16 protein-coding genes and 3 tRNA genes are annotated in these 17,109 nt (G+C 63.9%); 13 read left to right on the top strand and 6 right to left on the bottom strand.

The window, feature by feature from the left end; translation table 11 throughout:
* Window positions 1-64 precede the first annotated feature (64 nt).
* Window positions 65-2,311 (bottom strand): DNA topoisomerase IV subunit A, encoded by a 2,247-nt coding sequence (parC, locus tag U1702_RS16070; protein ID WP_332726183.1) that lies wholly within the window; start codon window positions 2,309-2,311, stop codon window positions 65-67.
* Between the two features lie 111 nt (window positions 2,312-2,422).
* On the opposite strand from parC, the gene U1702_RS16065 reads away from it, so the two are divergent.
* The 3 genes from U1702_RS16065 to kynU all read left to right on the top strand — a co-directional run bounded on the left by U1702_RS16065 (window position 2,423) and on the right by kynU (window position 5,897).
* The gene (locus U1702_RS16065) at window positions 2,423-3,607 is read left to right on the top strand and encodes a tetratricopeptide repeat protein (RefSeq protein WP_332726182.1); all 1,185 of its coding nucleotides are present in this window, start codon (window positions 2,423-2,425) and stop codon (window positions 3,605-3,607) included.
* A gap of 293 nt (window positions 3,608-3,900) precedes the next feature.
* Window positions 3,901-4,725: an alpha/beta hydrolase gene (locus tag U1702_RS16060; RefSeq protein ID WP_332726181.1), complete on the top strand. Its 825-nt coding sequence runs from the start codon at window positions 3,901-3,903 to the stop codon at window positions 4,723-4,725.
* Window positions 4,722-5,897, top strand: coding sequence for a kynureninase (gene kynU, locus U1702_RS16055; RefSeq protein ID WP_332726180.1), 1,176 nt, complete (start codon window positions 4,722-4,724; stop codon window positions 5,895-5,897). The genes U1702_RS16060 and kynU overlap by 4 nt, the downstream gene beginning before the upstream one ends.
* Window positions 5,898-5,908: 11 nt before the next feature.
* Here the strand turns inward: kynU and U1702_RS16050 are convergent, their stop codons facing one another.
* The gene (locus U1702_RS16050; protein ID WP_332726179.1) at window positions 5,909-6,853 is read right to left on the bottom strand and encodes a LysR substrate-binding domain-containing protein; all 945 of its coding nucleotides are present in this window, start codon (window positions 6,851-6,853) and stop codon (window positions 5,909-5,911) included.
* A gap of 114 nt (window positions 6,854-6,967) precedes the next feature.
* Here U1702_RS16050 and U1702_RS16045 point away from each other — a divergent pair, with 114 nt between their 5' ends.
* From U1702_RS16045 to purC, 4 genes are all read left to right on the top strand, one after another.
* On the top strand, window positions 6,968-7,141 hold the full coding sequence (locus tag U1702_RS16045) for a hypothetical protein (protein WP_332726178.1): 174 nt from the start codon (window positions 6,968-6,970) through the stop codon (window positions 7,139-7,141).
* A gap of 45 nt (window positions 7,142-7,186) precedes the next feature.
* The gene (locus U1702_RS16040) at window positions 7,187-8,077 is read left to right on the top strand and encodes a hypothetical protein (protein WP_332726177.1); all 891 of its coding nucleotides are present in this window, start codon (window positions 7,187-7,189) and stop codon (window positions 8,075-8,077) included.
* A gap of 168 nt (window positions 8,078-8,245) precedes the next feature.
* Window positions 8,246-9,082: a hypothetical protein gene (locus U1702_RS16035; RefSeq protein WP_332726176.1), complete on the top strand. Its 837-nt coding sequence runs from the start codon at window positions 8,246-8,248 to the stop codon at window positions 9,080-9,082.
* A gap of 107 nt (window positions 9,083-9,189) precedes the next feature.
* The gene (gene purC / locus U1702_RS16030) at window positions 9,190-9,969 is read left to right on the top strand and encodes a phosphoribosylaminoimidazolesuccinocarboxamide synthase (protein WP_332726175.1); all 780 of its coding nucleotides are present in this window, start codon (window positions 9,190-9,192) and stop codon (window positions 9,967-9,969) included.
* A gap of 502 nt (window positions 9,970-10,471) precedes the next feature.
* On the opposite strand, the gene U1702_RS16025 is transcribed toward purC, so the two are convergent.
* From U1702_RS16025 to U1702_RS16020, 3 genes are all read right to left on the bottom strand, one after another.
* Window positions 10,472-10,936 carry a hypothetical protein gene (locus U1702_RS16025; RefSeq protein WP_332726174.1) on the bottom strand — a complete coding sequence of 155 codons (465 nt, stop codon included), beginning with the start codon at window positions 10,934-10,936 and terminating at the stop codon, window positions 10,472-10,474.
* A 252-nt stretch (window positions 10,937-11,188) separates the two neighbouring features.
* Window positions 11,189-11,527, bottom strand: coding sequence for a GFA family protein (locus U1702_RS17135; RefSeq protein ID WP_443026854.1), 339 nt, complete (start codon window positions 11,525-11,527; stop codon window positions 11,189-11,191).
* A 702-nt stretch (window positions 11,528-12,229) separates the two neighbouring features.
* Window positions 12,230-12,379 (bottom strand): hypothetical protein, encoded by a 150-nt coding sequence (locus U1702_RS16020; RefSeq protein ID WP_332726173.1) that lies wholly within the window; start codon window positions 12,377-12,379, stop codon window positions 12,230-12,232.
* Between the two features lie 450 nt (window positions 12,380-12,829).
* Between U1702_RS16020 and purS the strand changes: the two genes are divergently transcribed.
* The 4 genes from purS (at window position 12,830) to U1702_RS16000 (ending at window position 14,158) form a co-directional block, all read left to right on the top strand.
* Complete coding sequence (gene purS, locus U1702_RS16015; protein ID WP_332726172.1) at window positions 12,830-13,072, top strand: phosphoribosylformylglycinamidine synthase subunit PurS; 243 nt, start codon at window positions 12,830-12,832, stop codon at window positions 13,070-13,072.
* On the top strand, window positions 13,069-13,734 hold the full coding sequence (gene purQ / locus U1702_RS16010; RefSeq protein WP_332726171.1) for a phosphoribosylformylglycinamidine synthase subunit PurQ: 666 nt from the start codon (window positions 13,069-13,071) through the stop codon (window positions 13,732-13,734). Before purS ends, purQ begins: the two co-directional genes overlap by 4 nt.
* Window positions 13,735-13,878: 144 nt before the next feature.
* Window positions 13,879-13,956, top strand: a tRNA-Pro gene (locus U1702_RS16005).
* A gap of 130 nt (window positions 13,957-14,086) precedes the next feature.
* Window positions 14,087-14,158, top strand: a tRNA-Cys gene (locus U1702_RS16000).
* 133 nt (window positions 14,159-14,291) lie between these two features.
* Here the strand turns inward: U1702_RS16000 and U1702_RS15995 are convergent.
* The gene (locus U1702_RS15995) at window positions 14,292-15,014 is read right to left on the bottom strand and encodes a queuosine precursor transporter (protein WP_332726170.1); all 723 of its coding nucleotides are present in this window, start codon (window positions 15,012-15,014) and stop codon (window positions 14,292-14,294) included.
* 78 nt (window positions 15,015-15,092) lie between these two features.
* On the opposite strand from U1702_RS15995, the gene U1702_RS15990 reads away from it, so the two are divergent.
* A tRNA-Arg gene (locus U1702_RS15990) sits at window positions 15,093-15,169 on the top strand.
* A gap of 389 nt (window positions 15,170-15,558) precedes the next feature.
* On the top strand, window positions 15,559-17,034 hold the full coding sequence (locus tag U1702_RS15985; RefSeq protein WP_332726169.1) for a serine hydrolase domain-containing protein: 1,476 nt from the start codon (window positions 15,559-15,561) through the stop codon (window positions 17,032-17,034).
* The last annotated feature ends 75 nt before the right edge of the window (window positions 17,035-17,109 follow it).

The raw sequence follows: 17,109 nt of genomic DNA, 5'->3' as shown, positions 1-17,109 counted from the left end.
TCAATTCTGGCGCTACAGCGACTTGGTTAAAGCCGACTAAAGACGAACGACAAAAATGCTTTCGTCAGAAGCGGTTGTCGCGGGGGAATCCCATGGGTGGCAATTGCCCCGCCGCCCCGCGCGCCGCGCGCCAGCGGATCAGATCGGTTTCGGTCCGCGTCCGTCCCTGTCCACCGCCCATCTGCCAGCTCAGCCCATCGGCAAAGCGGAAGGTGACAGCATCCGACAGCCCGCCGTCGCGATAGCGCTGCAACTGCACCCCCTGCCCGCGTGCCAGCTCGGCCAGTTCGGTGATAGGAAACACCAGCAATTTGCGATTGTCGCCGATCGCCGCGACATAATCGTCGTCGGGCTTAACCGGACGCACCAGCTTCAGCACGGCCCCAGCGCGCGGCGTCACCACCTGTTTGCCCTTGCGCGTCTCGGCAATGACATCCTCGCTCTTGACCAGAAAGCCGCGCCCGTCGCTCGCCGCGACCAGCAATTTCGCGGCGGTGCGTGCGGGCAACAGGCTGACGATCCCGGTCGCGCCGTCGAGGTCGATCATCAGCCGCAACGGCTCGCCAAACCCGCGCCCGCCCGGCAATTTATCGCCACCCAGCGTGTAGAATCGCCCATTTTCCGCCGCCAGCAGCAATTTGTCGGTGGTCTGCGCGTGGAACGAAATGAACGCGCCGTCGCCTTCCTTGAACTTCAGCGTCTCGGCTGAAGCCAGATCGACATGCCCCTTCATCGCGCGGATCCAGCCGCGTTGCGACAGGATCACGGTGATCGGCTCGCGTTCGATCATCGCCTCCAGCGGGATTTCGCGCGCCGGGGCCGCCTCCGCCACCAAAGTCCGGCGCGCGCCCAGCGCGGTTTCGGGACCATAACGCGTGCGGATCTTGCCCAGGTCGCGCTTCATCCGCGTGCGCTGGCGCGCATCGCTCGACAGCAACGTCTCCAGCTCGCCTTTTTCCTTTTCCAGCTTATCGCGCTCGTTGCGCAGCTCCATTTCCTCCAGCTTGCGGAGCGCCCGCAGCCGCATGTTCAGGATCGCCTCGCCCTGCCGGTCGCTCAGCCCGAATTCTTCCATCATGATCGGCTTCGGTTCATCCTCGGTGCGGATGATCTGGATCACGCGGTCGAGGTTGAGGAAGGCGATGATATAGCCGTCGAGCAGCTCCATCCGGTCGGCGATCTTCGACAGCCGGTGTTCGCTGCGGCGGCGCAGCACAATGAACTGATGATCGACCCACGCGACAATCGCCTGCCGCAGGCTCATCACGCGCGGCGTGCGCGTGTGGTCGAGCACGTTGAGGTTGAGCGGCACCCGGACTTCCAGATCGCTCAGCCGGAACAGGCTCTCGATCAGCGTCTCCGGGTCGACGGTGCGCGCGCGCGGCTCCAGCACGATGCGGATTTCGGCATCCGATTCGTCGCGCACATCGGCCAGGATCGGCAATTTCTTGTCGTTCACCAAAGCCGCGATTTGCTCGATCAGCTTGCCCTTCTGCACCCCGTACGGGATTTCATTGACGACGATCTGCCAGGTGCCGCGCCCCTGATCCTCCAGCGCCCATTTCGCCCGCACGCGAAACCCGCCGCGCCCGGTGGCATAGGATTCGGCGATCGACGCCGGGCTGTCGACGACGATGCCGCCGGTCGGAAAATCGGGACCGCGCACCAGCTCCAGCACCGCCGCGTCATCCGCCTCGGGCCGGTCGATCAGCAGGATCGCGGCGTCGATGATCTCGGCGGCATTGTGCGGCGGAATGCTTGTCGCCATGCCGACCGCAATCCCCGCCGCGCCATTGGCCAGCAAATTCGGGAACAGCCCGGGAAACAGCTCCGGCTCATTCTCCTCGCCATTATAAGTCGGCTTGAAATCGACGGAGTCCTCGTCGAGCCCTTCCATCAGGTCGATCGCGACCTGCGTCAGCCGCGCCTCGGTATAGCGGTATGCGGCGGCATTATCGCCGTCGATATTGCCGAAATTGCCCTGTCCGTCGACCAGCGGATAGCGCAGCGCAAAGGTCTGCGCCAACCGCACCATCGCGTCATAGACCGACTGATCGCCATGCGGATGATATTTGCCGATGACGTCGCCGACGACGCGCGCACATTTCTTGTAGCCCTGTGACGGGTCCAGCCGCAGCAACCGCATCGCCCACAGCAACCGCCGATGCACCGGCTTCAGCCCGTCGCGCACATCCGGCAACGACCGCGCCGTGATCGTCGACATTGCATAGACCAGATAACGTTCGGACAGCGCGCTATCGAACGGTGCGTCGACGATAGCGTTGAAGGGGTCGGTCAGATCGGTTGCCATGCGGCGGCGATAGCAACGCGACAGGTCGCATGACAAACACCAAACGCCGCGATGGGCACCTGACCGTCATTGTCTGCTGATTTTCGCCCCCGCATGGCATAGGACAAAGCCATGAAGCTCGCCCGCATCCTGCTGACCCTGGCACTGGCCGCGCCGCTGCCTGCGCTTGCCCAGACGGAGGATGAGGGGCGGGCCGAGGATGTCGTACTTTACCCGCCGGGCTATGAAGCGGCGTTGGCGGCGGGCGACCTGACCGCCGTCATCATGATCATTCGCCCCGCCGCCGATGCCTGCGAACGCGACAACAAGGCCACGGGCGCGTGCTTCCTGCTGTTCCTGGGCGCGGCAGCCGCCGATCTGGAATTGACGATGAAAGTCGGCGGTGGTCGTGATTCGGAGGCGGCGCGCAGCGTGCCGCGCGCCTATGATTATCTGCTCCCGATCGTCCGCAAAGACCCCGAAATGTTCGGCATGATCTCGTCATTGAAGGGCAAACTACGCCTGTTCGAGCGGCGCTACAGCGAAGCCGAGGCGCTGTTCCGCGATGCCTATGGCGCGAACGTCGCCATCGTCCCGCGCGATGACAAGGCGATCATCGGCGCGCTCGGCAATCTCGCGGTCGCCATCGCCAAACAGGGGCGGGAGCAGGACGCGATCCCGCTCTATCGCGAGTCGCTGGCGCTCGCCCGCGCCGCAGGCGAGCTGGACATGATCGAAACGATCAAAATCTCGCTCGCCACCAGCCTCAACCACAGCGGCTTCAGGGTCGAGGCGGAAGCGCTGTACCGTGAAACGCTGGCGACGGCGGAAACGAAGTTCGGTGCCGATCATCCGGCGCTTGCCCGCCATCTGTCGAACCTCGCGGTCACGCTCGACGCCATGGGACGACACAAGGAGGCCGAAGCGCTGCATCGCCGTGCGCTGGCGATACGCAGCAAGGCCGATGACTATGACGAAATGCGCATCTCGCGCGACCTTCTCGCCGACAATCTGCTCGCGCAGCGCCGCTATGCCGAGGCCGAAGTTTTTGCGGTCGGGGTGTTCAATGCCACCGGCGGTCGCGATTTGGGCGACCCCGAACGCAGCGGTGCCGCCGAACAGCTCGGAACGATCTGGTCATATATGACCCCGCATTTGCCCGGTGCGCGAACCCTGCTGGCCGACGCCATGCAGGGCCGTATCGTGGAAGCCAGCGACCGGCCCGGCTTCGACGCGGAGTCGCAGTTCACGATGACCAAGGTCAAGCCGATCGCCGCGCGCCGCGTCGCCGTCGCCTGGGCGCTCGCCCACCGCTGAAAGCCGTTTGGATAGTATCCGCCCTCCCGCTCGGCTATAGCATGCTGACATTACAGTGATTTCTCGTCACCCCGGGCTTGACCCGGGGTCCCGCTTCTTCGAGCGGTCGCCATTAGCGGGACCCCGGGTCAAGCCCGGGGCGACGTGGTTGGTTCAAGATGAAGCCATCATGCTCTAGGTCCGGACTCATGCGAACAGCCCTTCTGCTTTCCCTCGCGCTGGCTACCGCCTGTTCCGCGCAGCAATCACCGCCCGTCCCAACCCCGTCCGGCCCGGTCGCAGACGCGCCGCTGATGAAGTGGCCCGACCTGCTGGGCCGCCAACGCCCCGCGCCGGATGCAACGTTCAGCTATGGCCCCGACGCCTATCAAAAGGTCGATGTCTGGCTGCCCAAGGCCAAGAGCGGTCGCATCCCCACCGTGCTGATGGTCCATGGCGGCTGCTGGACCAGCGGGATCGCAGATCGCAGCATCATGAACTGGATCGCCAACGATCTGCGCAAACGCGGCATCGCGGTTTGGAATATCGACTATCGCGGCGTCGATGTCGCGGGCGGCGGTTATCCCGGCACCTTCCGCGATGCTGCCGCAGCGACCGACCTGTTGCGCAGCCATGCCGCGCGGTTGAAGCTCGACACCAGCAACCTCGTCGCGGTCGGCCATTCGGCGGGCGGGCATCTGGCGCTGTGGCTGGCCGGACGGCGCAAGCTGCCCAAGACCAGCCCGCTGGCCGGGGGCGATCCGCTGCGTATCGCGCGCGTCGTCAGCCTTGGCGGGCTGCCCGACCTGAAATTGACCGCCGCCAGCCCCGACAATGGCTGTGGCACCGATGTCGTCGCCAAGCTCACCGGCCCGCCGACCGCGAGCCATCCGGATGTCTATGCCGACACCTCGGTCCCCGGCCTGCTCCCGCTCGGCGTGCGACAGGATCTGGTCAACGGGCGCGAGGATCGCATCATTCCGATGCGCCTTGCCGACGATTATGTCGCAAAGGCACAGGCGGCGGGCGATCGCGTGGCGCAGCACATCGTCCCCCGCACCGGCCATGTCGAGCTGATCGCCCCCGAAAGCGCCGCCTGGGCCGCGACCGTCCGCCTGATCCAGCGCGCACCCCGATGAACCTCGCCGAAGCCCGCGCGCGCGACGCCGCCGATCCGCTGCGCCACCTGCGCGACCGGTTTCTGCTGCCCGACGGCGTAATCTATCTCGACGGCAATTCGCTCGGCCCGCTGCCCCGCGCCACCGTCGCCGCGAACCGCGACCTGATCGACCGGCAATGGGGCGAACGGCTGATCCGCAGCTGGAGCGAAGGCTGGATGGAAGCACCGCAGCGCATCGGCAGCAAGATCGCCCCGCTGATCGGCGCAGATTCGGACGAGGTGATCGTCACCGACTCGACCTCGGTCAACCTCTTCAAGCTGATCGTCGCCGCACTCCAACGTGACCCTGCCCGCAACGTCATCGTCACCGAACTCGGCAATTTCCCGACCGATCTGCACATCGCCGAGGGGGCGGTAAGCTGCATCCTCGGTGCCGAACTGCGCGCGGTTCCGCGTGACGCGCTGGCCGACGCACTCGACGACCGCACCGCCCTCGTCCTGCTCACCCATGTCCATTATAAGTCCGGCCACCGCTTCGACCTCCCCGACTGGACCAGCCGTGCGCACGATTCAGGCGCGCTGATCTGTTGGGACCTCAGCCACAGCACCGGCGCAGTCGCGCTCGACCTCAACGCCGCCAACGCCGATTGTGCGGTCGGTTGCGGCTATAAATATCTGAACGGCGGCCCCGGCGCGCCCGCTTACATTTACGTCGCGCGGCGGCATCAGGCCGCGCTTACCAACCCGATCTCCGGCTGGATGGGCCATGCCGCCCCGTTCGCAATGGAGGATGGCTACCGCCCCGGCACCGGCATGGAACGCTGGCGCGCGGGCACCCCGCCGATGCTGGCGATGAACGCGTTGGAGGCTGGCATAGACCTGTTCGCCGACATCGATCTCGCCCTGCTGGAGGCCAAGAGCGCGGCGCTGTTCGATGCCTTCGCCGCCGCCGGTGACGCGCTCGGCCTCGAATGCGTCGTCCCGCGCGACCCGTCCCAACGCGGCAGCCACATCGCCTTCCGCCACCCCCACGCCCGCGCCATCACCGATGCGCTGATCGAACGCGGTGTGATCGGCGACTTTCGTGAGCCCGACATCATCCGCTTCGGCCTGACCCCGCTATATCTGGGCTATGCCGACATCGTCCGCGCCGCCGAAATCCTGGAAGAGGTCCTGGCCGCACATCGCTGACGCGCTGAGCGCTACAACAACTGCGCCCCGGACTCGCCTTGCACGCGGTATGCGCCCCAGTGGTCGTCGCGCGCGGCAAGCGCAAGCTCGCCGCGCAGCCAGTCCCGAAACGCGCGAATCTTCGGCGCGTGGCGGCGATATTCGGGATAGACCAGCCACAGCCTGATCCGGTCGCGCGCGACATAAGGGTGCACCTGTTCCAGCAGGCCGGCGTCGATCTGCACCTGCCACATCACTGGGTTGAGTATTGCCACCCCCTGCCCCCCGATCGCGGCGTTCCCCTCCAGTATCTGCGAATCGAGCCGGACCCCGGGGGCCGCCATCTCGCCGCTCGGCGTTCCGCCCGCCTGCCGCAACCACCAGCGCCACCAGCTGTCCTCGGGCGAGAGTTGCGGCAGGCGAAACACATCGCCGGGATCGCGCACCGGCGGATAGGCCTTGAGCAAAGCCGGACTGGCAAAGGGTGCGACCGGCACATCCATCAGCAAATGCCAGGCAAGACCGGGACCGGATTGCTCGCTGCCGCGAATGGCGACATCGGCGTCGCCGCGCTCAAGATCGGCCCGGGCATCTTCGACCTTCAGCCGCACGGCGATATCGGGTCGGGCGAGCTGGAACCCGCCGATCCGCGCGGCCAGCCAGTTCGAAGCGAATGTATTGAATGTGCTGATGGTAAGCACGGCGTCGCTCTCATTACGCGCGACCGCAAAGGCTTCGCCCAGCCCGTCGAACGCGCGCGTCACCAGCGGAGCGATCCGTTCGCCCAGCGGGGTCAGCGCGATGCCCCGCCCGCTGCGGCGGAAAAGCACCAGTCCTAGCCGCTCTTCCAGCAATTTCACCTGGTTGCTCACCGCCGCCTGGGTCATCCCCAGCTCTTCGCCGGCACGCGTATAATTGCCCAGGCGCGCCGCCGCCTCGAACACGCGAACAGCGGAAAGTGGCGGTATCAGGCGCATCTCTATCCATAATCACAGATGATGAATGAGGTCGATGCTTTTGTTGGTCCTTCGCGCAGCGGCAGCCCATCTGAAGGTCACCGCCGATCGGATGGCGGATCAGGAGTTCAACCCATGCGCAACGACTATGATGACCGCTTCTGGGCGGAAAACCATCAGGTGTTGAGCGACGGCATCGACCGCGCTTTCCACCGGCTAGGGCGCGCCCTGGCCCGGCTCACGCCACGCGCACGGCGCGCACCTTCCCGTTTCGATACACGCGCCGATGCGCACCCTTCCGGGCGTTAACCATTTCCCCTATCGTACCGCCAGCGAAACGGGGCGGGGAAAAACATGCGAGTCGCAACTGCAATTCTGGCGCTGCTGGCCCTCGCCAGTTGCGACACCGCGACGCAGAGGCCGAAGGCGGGCGATTCGATGAGCGGCGAGGCGGTCGCGGCACTGACCGCCGCCGGTGGTGCGTTCGACTATCGCTATGCCTACAAGCTCCCCGGCAATCATGTGAAGGCGGTGGTCGAGGCGCATGCGGCGGGCTGCGACAAGCTCGGCCCCGCGCGCTGCCGCATCCTGTCGATGCGCTACCGCGTCGATGACGCCAGCAACATCAGCGCGACCCTCACCTTCCGCATCGACCCCGGCGTCGCGCGCAGCTTCGGCGAGGAAGCGACGCGCGTTGTCGTCACCAAGGCCGGGGCGCTGGTCGAAAACGAGATCGCGGGGGCCGACGCCACCGCCGCCGCACGCTCCAACCTGCTCGTCTCCCGGCTGCGCGAGCAACTCGCCAACGCCCGCTCCGCCGCGAACGATCCGGCGCAACAGGCGCGCGCGCAGCGACTGGAGACCGCGCTGGAGGTAATCGGGGAGGTCGAGGCCGGACAGGGCCAGACCTTCGCCACAGCCCCGGTGCTGATGACCTATATCTCCGGCACCCCCGCCCCCGGTCTCAACGGCTCCACCGATGCCAGTTTCAAGGAGGCCGGCAACAAACTGATGGGCTCGATCGCGGGCCTCGCCCAGGTGTTGGCCGGAGTCGGACCCGTATTGCTGTTGCTGGTGGCCGGCGCATTGCTGCTGCGCTTCCTGATTCACGGCACTGGCGGCGGTGCCCCGGCACAAGCGGCAAGCAGCGACGTGCAAGCCTATCGCAACCCGGAGGATGAAGACGCGCCCAATCGCAACATCATCCAGCGCTGGTTTTCGCCAAAGGACGACGAACGAGTCTAAGCGACTGAAATCGCGTCGCCCAATTGTGGCGAAAAAACGGCGGTTGCTTAATACCCCCTGATGTGATGTGTTATCCTCGCACGACGAACCGTGCTTTGGCGGCGATCAGTTGAGCCGCGCGTTGGAGAGATAGCCATGCATTGGAGATCGGGTTCCGCAATTTTTGTCTTGGCCCTTGGTCTTGCCGCCTGTTCGCAAGCCCCACGCGAAGAAAGCGCCAGCCAGCCGACAACCGAAATGGCAGCGGACGTTGCCGAAGCCCCTGCCGGCGTCCGCGTCACCGCCGCCCCCGGCGTCGCCTTCAACTATCGCTACGCCTTCAGCCTTCCCGCCACCCAGATCGCCACCGCCCAGGAAACCCACGCCGCTGCGTGCGAAGCGCTCGGCATCGCCCGCTGCCGCATCACCGGCATGCGTTACCAGCTTCAGGGCGAGGACCGCGTCGAAGCGATGCTCGCCTTCAAGCTCGATCCCGCCCTCGCCCGCAATTTCGGCAAACAGGGCATCGCCGCGATCCAGAAGGCCGAGGGCACGCTGGTCGACGCCGAAATCACCGGCACCGACGCCGGGGCCGAAATCACCCGCCTCGCCACTGACCGCGCCCGCGCACAGGAGGAAATCGCTCGCATCGACAAGGAGTTGGCCCGCACCAACTTGCCCGCCAGCGAGCGCGCCGAACTTCAGCGCCAGCGCGCCGAAATCGCCGGACGCGCAGCCGCCACACAGACCGACACCACCGCCCAGCGCGAATCGCTCGCCAACACGCCGATGACGTTCGACTATCGCTCGGGCCGCGCCATCCGCGGGTTCGACGCCGCCGCCCCGCTGACCAGTTCGCTCGACCTGCTGTCATCCTCCGCACAGGCGACGCTCGCCTTCGTACTCGGCGCACTCGCGGTGCTCGGCCCGCCCGCGCTCGTCCTGCTGCTCGGCCTGCTGCTGTGGCGCCGTCTGCGCCCACGCGTCCGCCGCTTCCAAAAGGACGCAACCGTTCCGAGCGACTGATTGCACCCCCGCGCCCCTTTCGATATAGGCGCGCCCAGAAGCCCCGGCAGCGCGCGGTCCGCCGTCGCGCCGCCGGGGCACCTTGTTTCTGAAGGACAGCCGCAGACATGGCACGTCGTCGCCAAATCTATGAGGGCAAGGCCAAGATCCTCTATGAGGGTCCGGAACCCGGCACGCTGATCCAGTATTTCAAGGACGACGCGACCGCGTTCAATGCCCAGAAAAAGGGTACGATCAGCGGCAAGGGCGTGCTCAACAACCGCATCAGCGAGCATGTGTTCACGCTGCTCGGCCATATCGGCATCCCGACGCACTTCATCCGCCGCCTCAACATGCGCGAGCAGCTGATTCGTCAGGTCGAAATCGTCCCGATTGAAGTCGTCGTGCGCAACGTCGCCGCCGGTTCGCTATCGACGCGCCTCGGGATCGAAGAGGGCACGCAGCTGCCCCGCACGATCGTCGAATATTATTTCAAGGACGACGCGCTCGGCGATCCGATGGTCACCGAGGAGCATATCCTGTGCTTCGGCTGGGCCGCGCAGGACGAACTGCACGACATGGCCGACATGGCGATCCGCGTGAACGATTTCCTGTCGGGCCTGTTCGCCGGGATCAACATCCGGCTGGTCGACTTCAAGCTCGAATTCGGCCGCATCTGGGACAATGACTATGCCCGCATCATCCTGGCGGACGAGATCAGCCCGGACGGGTGCCGGTTGTGGGACATGACCACCAACGAAAAGCTCGACAAGGACCGCTTCCGCCGCGACCTGGGCGGCGAAGTCGAGGCCTATCAGGAAGTTGCACGGCGTTTGGGGCTGTTGCCCGACGATGCGGAGTCGGCGGTGCTGGACCTGGAAACCCATCGCAAGAAGCGGGGGAAGTAGGTCGGAGCTTGGCGGGGGCGTGCGCGCGCCCACCCCCTCGTTACCCCTGCCCCTTCGGTATCCCTACCGCCTTCGTCATCCTTGCCCCCTTCGTCATCCCGGGCTTGACCCGGGATCCCGCTTCTTTGGGAAATCCGTTGTTGGGGAAGCCGCGACCGTTCAACGATTGCCTTCTTCTTAGCCCTCTCCCGCTCTCGCGGGAGAGGGTTGGGTGAGGGCCTTCTTCTTCCTTGCCCGGTCACCCCACCCGACCCCCGTCGGATCAACCCCATCCGTACGAAAGAAGACCCTCCCCAACCTCTCCCGCTTTCGCGGGAGGGGCTAGAAGACCGGCAAACGGATCGTTCCGATTCGGCAGCTTTGGGAATGGCGCAATTAGCGCGGGAACGTCCGATAGTGAGTGGAAAGCGGACTTGCAGCAATCGGTGAACCGGGATGGCAAGGTTGCTCTTGGGCGTGGCGCCCGCGAAGGTTCACTAACTCGCCCAAGCTGTTTGGTCAGCTAGTCAGACCCCCATGCAGACCCTGAACCCGTGATCAGCCACCCTCTCTTTGTGCGTACGAGCGACACCGCCCACATGCCTTTGTACGTCACGGTTTTGCCATCCTGAACGTGGGTAAACGTCGCGGAATAGTTGAGCACCGCACGATCTCCTTGGACGTCAATCCAGAGCGGACTGCCGATTAAAAGTGTTCCCCGCGCGGCCTTTATTCTACGGTTGTTGGCTTCATAATCTCTCATCCAATCCTGACATGTGTGCCAAGCGTAGGGCGGGAAGCCGTCGACTATCGCAACTCGCGGCGCACACGCATCATAGAATGCCTTCATATTCCCGACGTTCATGTCTGCAGCCCATTTATGGACCATAGCGTCCAGGTCGCTAGCTTCAGAAGCCAACGCCGGAACGGTGGAACAGAACATTGCTCCAGCCAGCACCGCTAGCATGCAGGTTTTATCCAGCGTCATTCAGCATCCCCCGTTGTCCAGGCAACGACCCCCAATCGCACGCAGTTCCGATCGGCGTCGAGCTTAACACATCGCAAAGCAAGTCCCAGACATACCTCGCTCCTCTAGACCAACTACCTGCCGCCTTTTGGAAAGTTGGAGCGCCATCGGACGGCGGCTAACGGGTCGTTTCCGGCCCGACCGCTATCAGAACGGCGTCGTCAGCGCCGGAACGACCGGGACTGGCTGGAAAACGGACGTCACGGCCTCGTGCTAATAGGTGGCCCCATCGACCATGCGTCGTGGCAGGTGGCTCCAAACTTCAGAGTCTAGCATCCTGAGATTGACGCCCATACGCGGGTAGGCCGAATCCGTCGGTGTCCAGTGCGTCGTGCAGCCACAGGTGCCGCAGTGCCACAAATCGAGCGCACAATCGCCTTGCCGATAAGCGACGCCAGTTCCAACAACCGTAACAACGTCGGGAGAGCAATAGTGCCAAAGTCCCGCTGTGCGTCGGCATATCGAGCAATTACATTCTGCCGCTTCCACTGGCGTCTCGCGCAGGACAACCCGGACACGACCGCAATGGCAGCTTCCGCGATGTTCGCTCATCTCCACTCCACGATTTGGTTTGCTTATCGAAGTTTGTCGCATTCGAGCCGAACGTCCGCAACTGGATCGTTTCCGGCTAGACCGCTTTTAGCGGCGCGCCGTCACCGTCGAACGGCACGACCTCGGTGGAAAGCAGACATAAAGCGCTGGACTACCTAAAGAAGTCGACCACCTCGCCGCCTACCCATAGTTGCTTAGAAGGCCCATCCGAGGTGAAGCGCACGGTTACGGGTCTGCCTAAATCTGGATCAGTTGGCGCAAGCATTAGGCTTCCTCGGTGCATATAGGCCTTCTCGAAATCTAACCGGTATTGTCCTGTGTAACGATCGCCCTCCATGAAGATCAAGCGGTGGCCGCCGTGGATTGCGCAACGGGAACAGGCTGGCCTAAGCCGGTATCGATTCGAGTATATTCGGAAAGATCGGCCCGACGCCTGCACCTGACCAACATATTTGACGGATAGCCTATCGCGCTGGCAATCAACTGAGCCGGAAAAGCCGCCTACTCGTAAGGCGGAGGCAAGGCCGCCCAGACATTCTGCTGGGGCAGTTGAGTGTGCGGCACCCGCGAGAGCCAGTGTTCCGAATAGCGCCAAAACGGATGACCGCATTTTCATCACCGGAATCTACATCTAGCTGCGGAACGTCCGCAACTGGGTCGTTTCCGGACAGGCCGCTAGTCGCAACGCCGCGCATCCCACCCTCACCCCCGCGTCTTCATCCCCGCGATAATCCCGAAGATAAACGAACAGATCAGTGCGATGGTCACCATCCCGCCGGGGTCGCTCCAGCCGAAATACTCCCGGCCGAACGCCACCAGCACGACGAACATCGTGATCGCCAGAAAGGCCATCGCTGCATACTCCCGCCCCTCGCGCCGCCCTCGGCGCGACTCGGCAGGTTCAGCGTCCCATGACGCCGGTAAACAAAAGGTAGCGAGGCGGTCCCGCAATCCACCGGTTGGCATTTTCCTAATTGGATTTCATCTGCTCTAACCTGTTCGATGGACCCACAAACTTTACTTCTTACACGTCAGACCTGTGGCGCGTTACTGCACGAAGCCGTCGCATTCTCGCCGCGAGTGGCGCGCTCGTGGCGCGTCGCTGCCGCGTTATCGCCGCCTCGGTGGCGTGCTCGCGTCGCAAACCCGCCGCTTCGCGGTCGCATCCGCCGTCAACCCTGTGTTTTGTGTCAAGTGTGTCAAGCCGACCCCCGCCCTGTCCGCATCGATCCGCACAGCTTGCCCCTTGAACCCGAACCCGCACCGCCGCATAGGGCGCGGCAAATCCCCGGAGGAACCGTCATGAAGCTGCGCATCGTCGTCACCCTCAAGAACGGCGTGCTCGACCCCCAGGGCAAGGCGATCGAGCATGCGCTCGGCTCGCTCGGCTTTTCGGGCGTGGGCGAAGTTCGCGTCGGCAAGCTGATCGAACTCGACGTCGCCGATGGCACCAGCGATGCCGATATCGACGCGATGTGCCAGAAGCTGCTCGCCAACACGGTCATCGAAAACTACCGGATCGAGCGTCAGGACGCTGTGGCATGAAGACCGCCGTCATCGTCTTTCCCGGATCGAACTGCGACCGCGATCTGGCGGTGGCGATCGAGAGCGTGACCGGCACGAAGCCACACATGGTGTGGCATGGCGACAGCGAATTGCCCGACGGCCTCGGCCTGATCGCTGTTCCCGGCGGCTTCTCCTATGGCGATTACCTGCGCTGCGGCGCGATCGCGGCCCGCTCGCCGGTGGTCCGCGCGGTGGTCGCGGCGGCGGATCGCGGCGTGCCGGTGCTCGGCATCTGCAACGGCTTTCAAATCCTCACCGAAACCGGCTTGCTGCCCGGCGCGCTGATGCGCAACAGCGGCCTCGATTTCGTATGCCGCGACGTCGATCTGACCGTGGACAACAGCCAGTCGATCTTCACCAGCGCGTATCAGGCGGGAGAGGCGCTCTCGATCCCCGTGGCGCATCATGACGGCAATTATTTCGCCGACAGCGACACGCTCGACCGGCTCGAAGGCGAAGGCCGCGTCGCCTTCCGCTACGCCGGCAACGTCAACGGCAGCGCCCGCCAGATCGCCGGCATCGTCAACGCCGGCGGCAATGTCCTCGGCATGATGCCCCACCCCGAACGCAAGGTCGAAGCCGCGCATGGCGGCACCGACGGACGCCGGCTGTTTGCAGGATTGCTCGAAGCGGTGGCTTGAGCCGTATTTGATGCTCACCAAATAGGCTCTTGCAAAGTCGTTTCAATGCTGCGATATGCGATGTCATGTCGAGCCTGATGCTCTTTCCGCGACCGCGACCCGATACCTGTCGACATTGACGGTTGCATCGCTGCGCCCGTCGATCAGGGTGTAGCTCAAGCGCGTTGGAGCGCCCGCTTTGGAGGCGGGAGGTTACAGGTTCAAATCCTGTCACCCTGACCAATTCTTCAGAATAACCAGGCTTTTTGCCGCCTTCAGGTGTGGCCGAACGCAATCCAGTGCGCGGCCGGTTTGTGATTCCGGTGTTAGCGGGTGCAAGTCTCGCCGGTCACCCCTGAAGGCGGCGGCATTTGTCCGGGCGGCGAAATGGGAACGCAGCGGATTGCAAATCCGCCATGAGCCGGTTCGATTCCGGCCCCGGACTCTTGCGTCCCCAATCCTATTTGGTTATATTACCGGACTGATCTGCCCAGAATCAGTGGGGTGGATGGGCGCCAAACATGAATATGCAACGCAGCCTTGACCGGTCCGGGCACAGGCTGAACGCTGGCGTACGCTCAGACCTTCGTCCGGAACGGCGTGAAATCGGTTCCCTCGTCATACACATCCACGCCCTCACGGCGCTTCAGGAACCCGACCACGGCATAGGTCACCGGCGTCAGCACCACTTCCCACAGCACTTTCAGTCCCCAGTTGGTGACCATCACCATCACCACCTGTTCGGTGCTCCACACGCCCAGAAACGCGAGCGGATAAAAGATCAGGCTGTCGATGCCCTGGCCAACCACGGTCGATCCGATCGTGCGGCTCCACAGATGCCTGCCGCCAGTGGCGATCTTCATCCGGGCGAGGACATAGGAATTGACGAACTCGCCCGCCCAGAATGCGATAACCGACGCCCCGACGATCCGCCACACCTGCCCGAACGCAGCCTCGTAAACGTCCTGCCCTTGCCAGCCCGGGGCGGGGGGCATGATGACGATGACCCAGCACATCACCGCCGCGAACACCGTCGCGCCGAACCCGGCCCAAATCACCCGCCGCGCCCGGGCATAACCGTAAATCTCGGTCAGCACGTCGCCGATGACATAGGACAAGGGAAAGAACAGGATGCCCGCGCCGAATGTCAGCCCGCCCAGCGTCGCCACCTTCGCCGCGCCGACCACGTTCGACAGCACCAGGATGACGCAGAACGCCGCCATGACATAGTCGTAATAGCGGAACTGCCCGCCCGCGATCTGACCGGCGTTGATCCGTGCCGGTTGCGTCCCCTCGCTCATCGCCGTCCCCCTTGCGCTGCGGGGCCGGACTATGATCGCGGTTTCCCGCCCGCGCAATCCGCGCTAACGAACCTGCGTGCGCCCGTAGCTCAGTTGGATAGAGCGCGAGCCTTCTAAGCTTGAGGCCGCTGGTTCGAATCCAGCCGGGCGCACCATTTTCCCGAGTCTACCGAGTAACTTAGCCGCTCCTGAATTGGCGGGGCAAAGCCCGTGGTAACGCTGGGGTAACTCGGGGTGGTTTGCTAGGCTGGGTGGGAGCAGTGGGTTCGCAGTGGTTGCATCCGTCGTGTGACTGGCTTGCGTATGGCGACCTGACAGGCAGTGAACGATTTGCCGCCGCGTCGAGTTTGCCGCTCGACTGACGTATACCGCTGGAAAAGCAGCGGTGCTGAGCGTTCGCAAATCGTTTGAACGCTTGTTACGGATGGGGGCGGTAGTGCCGGATTCGCAGTGTTATTTCTCAGTTTCGCTGAATGCCTTCACTAACTGTTGATGCCAGCCGAGGAATATTTTATCCAATCGAGAATGTTCTGATGAGGGATCGATGGATATGATGCTGACACGCCGCGATCTTTGCCGCTCCGGCACCGCGCTGGCGGCTGCAGGGTTATCGGCGCCTGCCGACGCTGGCCGTACGCGGCTCGCAGACGGGATCGATAGTTTCACTGCCCAGCTGGAGGCAGCACGGGTAGCCGCCAAGGTAACGGGCGCATCCTTCGCCTATTGGGACGGCAAACAACTGCACACCGCCGTATCGGGGATGCGCAACAGCGTGACCGCCGATCCCGTCACGCCAGATACGTTGATGCATGTCGGATCGATCACCAAGATCGCGAATACAGCCCTGCTGATGCAGTTGGTCGACGAGGGCAAAATCGCGCTGGAAGACCCGCTGCTCAAGCATCTTCCAGATTTCCGGTTGCGGGACATGGCGGCGGCGAAACACATTAGCTGTGGCATGCTGGTCAACCATAGCAGCGGCATTGATGGGTCATGGTTGCCGGAATATGGCCCGGATCAGGAGCGCATTGTCGACACCATCGAACGGTGCGCAACATTGGGGCAGTTGTTCCCGCCAGGCCAGGAAACATCCTACAACAATGTCGCGACGGTCATTTCCGGCTATCTCGTGCAACGCTTGCGCGGCAAGAGCTGGTACACGCTGGTCAAGACCATGCTCTACGAACCGCTGGACATGCGCCATGCGCTGGTCGATCCGCTGGAAGCACCGCGATTTCGCGTTAGCGTCGGCGATCTCACCAATGCCGCGACCGGCCAGCGCGTGCAGACCACGCGACCCTTCCTTGCGGCCAGTTTCGCGCCTGCCGGCTCGACTCAGATGACCTCGGCTGCCGACACGGTCACGCTGGCGCGCGCGCTGATCGGTGGCGGCATCGGGTCCAACGGTCGCCGCATCCTGACGGCCGCCTCGGCAAGCCGCATGATGCAGGAATCCGCCGCATTCGTACCGATCGGTGGCTGGGGGGAGAAGGTCGGACTGGGCTGGATGATCCTGCCCGGTGGCGTGCTTAGCCATGGTGGCAGTGGCCCCGGCGTGCGATCGAAGGTCTACGCCCATCCTGCCAGCGGCCGAGTCGCCGTGCTGCTGACCAACAGCGACAAGGGCAACAATCTGATCTCAGCGTTCCTCGATCCAATCGTCGAAGCCTGGACCGGGATAAAAGTGGGCGAGCCGTCGATCGACAGCCAGCCGGTCGATCCCCGTCCGATCGATGCCGGCCGCTATATTGGCGTCTATGAGGATGTCGCCGACCGCTATGCGGTGACACAGGACGCGGGCGGGCTGTTCCTGCGGACCGACGACAAGTTCCTGACCTATGATAACTCCAGTACCCAAAGCCCACCGATCCGGCTGGAGTCGATTGGCAACGATTCGTTCAAGGGCAGGGCGAGCACTGCGGCAGCGGCCGACCGGCTGATCCGATTCATTCGGCCGGATGGCGACGGCAAGATGCGCTTCCTGTCGAGTTGGGGTCGGCTGATGGCGCGGACCGACTGAAATCTGACAATCGGAGCGGGTCCGTGCCGACGCCAAATTCCGCCGCGCTGCACCATCTTGCGATTGGATACAATA

Origin of the sequence: Sphingomonas sp. LT1P40, assembly GCF_036663835.1 — a bacterium.
In the GTDB taxonomy this organism is placed as follows: Bacteria; Pseudomonadota; Alphaproteobacteria; order Sphingomonadales; family Sphingomonadaceae; genus Sphingomonas.
Note: the sequence above shows the minus strand (reverse complement) of the source record. Positions and strands in the feature narration are given on the sequence as shown.

Excerpts from the sequence above, each read along its gene's own strand:
- U1702_RS16045 (WP_332726178.1), top strand. The coding sequence starts at position 6,968 with ATGCGCAACGACTATGATGACCGCTTCTGGGCGGAAAACCATCAGGTG.
- purQ (WP_332726171.1), top strand. The coding sequence starts at position 13,069 with ATGAAGACCGCCGTCATCGTCTTTCCCGGATCGAACTGCGACCGCGAT.
- U1702_RS16060 (WP_332726181.1), top strand. The coding sequence starts at position 3,901 with ATGAAGTGGCCCGACCTGCTGGGCCGCCAACGCCCCGCGCCGGATGCA.
- U1702_RS15995 (WP_332726170.1), bottom strand. The coding sequence starts at position 15,014 with ATGAGCGAGGGGACGCAACCGGCACGGATCAACGCCGGTCAGATCGCG.
- U1702_RS16025 (WP_332726174.1), bottom strand. The coding sequence starts at position 10,936 with ATGACGCTGGATAAAACCTGCATGCTAGCGGTGCTGGCTGGAGCAATG.
- U1702_RS17135 (WP_443026854.1), bottom strand. The coding sequence starts at position 11,527 with ATGAGCGAACATCGCGGAAGCTGCCATTGCGGTCGTGTCCGGGTTGTC.
- purS (WP_332726172.1), top strand. The coding sequence starts at position 12,830 with ATGAAGCTGCGCATCGTCGTCACCCTCAAGAACGGCGTGCTCGACCCC.
- U1702_RS16040 (WP_332726177.1), top strand. The coding sequence starts at position 7,187 with ATGCGAGTCGCAACTGCAATTCTGGCGCTGCTGGCCCTCGCCAGTTGC.
- kynU (WP_332726180.1), top strand. The coding sequence starts at position 4,722 with ATGAACCTCGCCGAAGCCCGCGCGCGCGACGCCGCCGATCCGCTGCGC.
- U1702_RS15985 (WP_332726169.1), top strand. The coding sequence starts at position 15,559 with ATGGATATGATGCTGACACGCCGCGATCTTTGCCGCTCCGGCACCGCG.
- U1702_RS16020 (WP_332726173.1), bottom strand. The coding sequence starts at position 12,379 with ATGGCCTTTCTGGCGATCACGATGTTCGTCGTGCTGGTGGCGTTCGGC.
- purC (WP_332726175.1), top strand. The coding sequence starts at position 9,190 with ATGGCACGTCGTCGCCAAATCTATGAGGGCAAGGCCAAGATCCTCTAT.
- U1702_RS16065 (WP_332726182.1), top strand. The coding sequence starts at position 2,423 with ATGAAGCTCGCCCGCATCCTGCTGACCCTGGCACTGGCCGCGCCGCTG.
- parC (WP_332726183.1), bottom strand. The coding sequence starts at position 2,311 with ATGGCAACCGATCTGACCGACCCCTTCAACGCTATCGTCGACGCACCG.
- U1702_RS16050 (WP_332726179.1), bottom strand. The coding sequence starts at position 6,853 with ATGCGCCTGATACCGCCACTTTCCGCTGTTCGCGTGTTCGAGGCGGCG.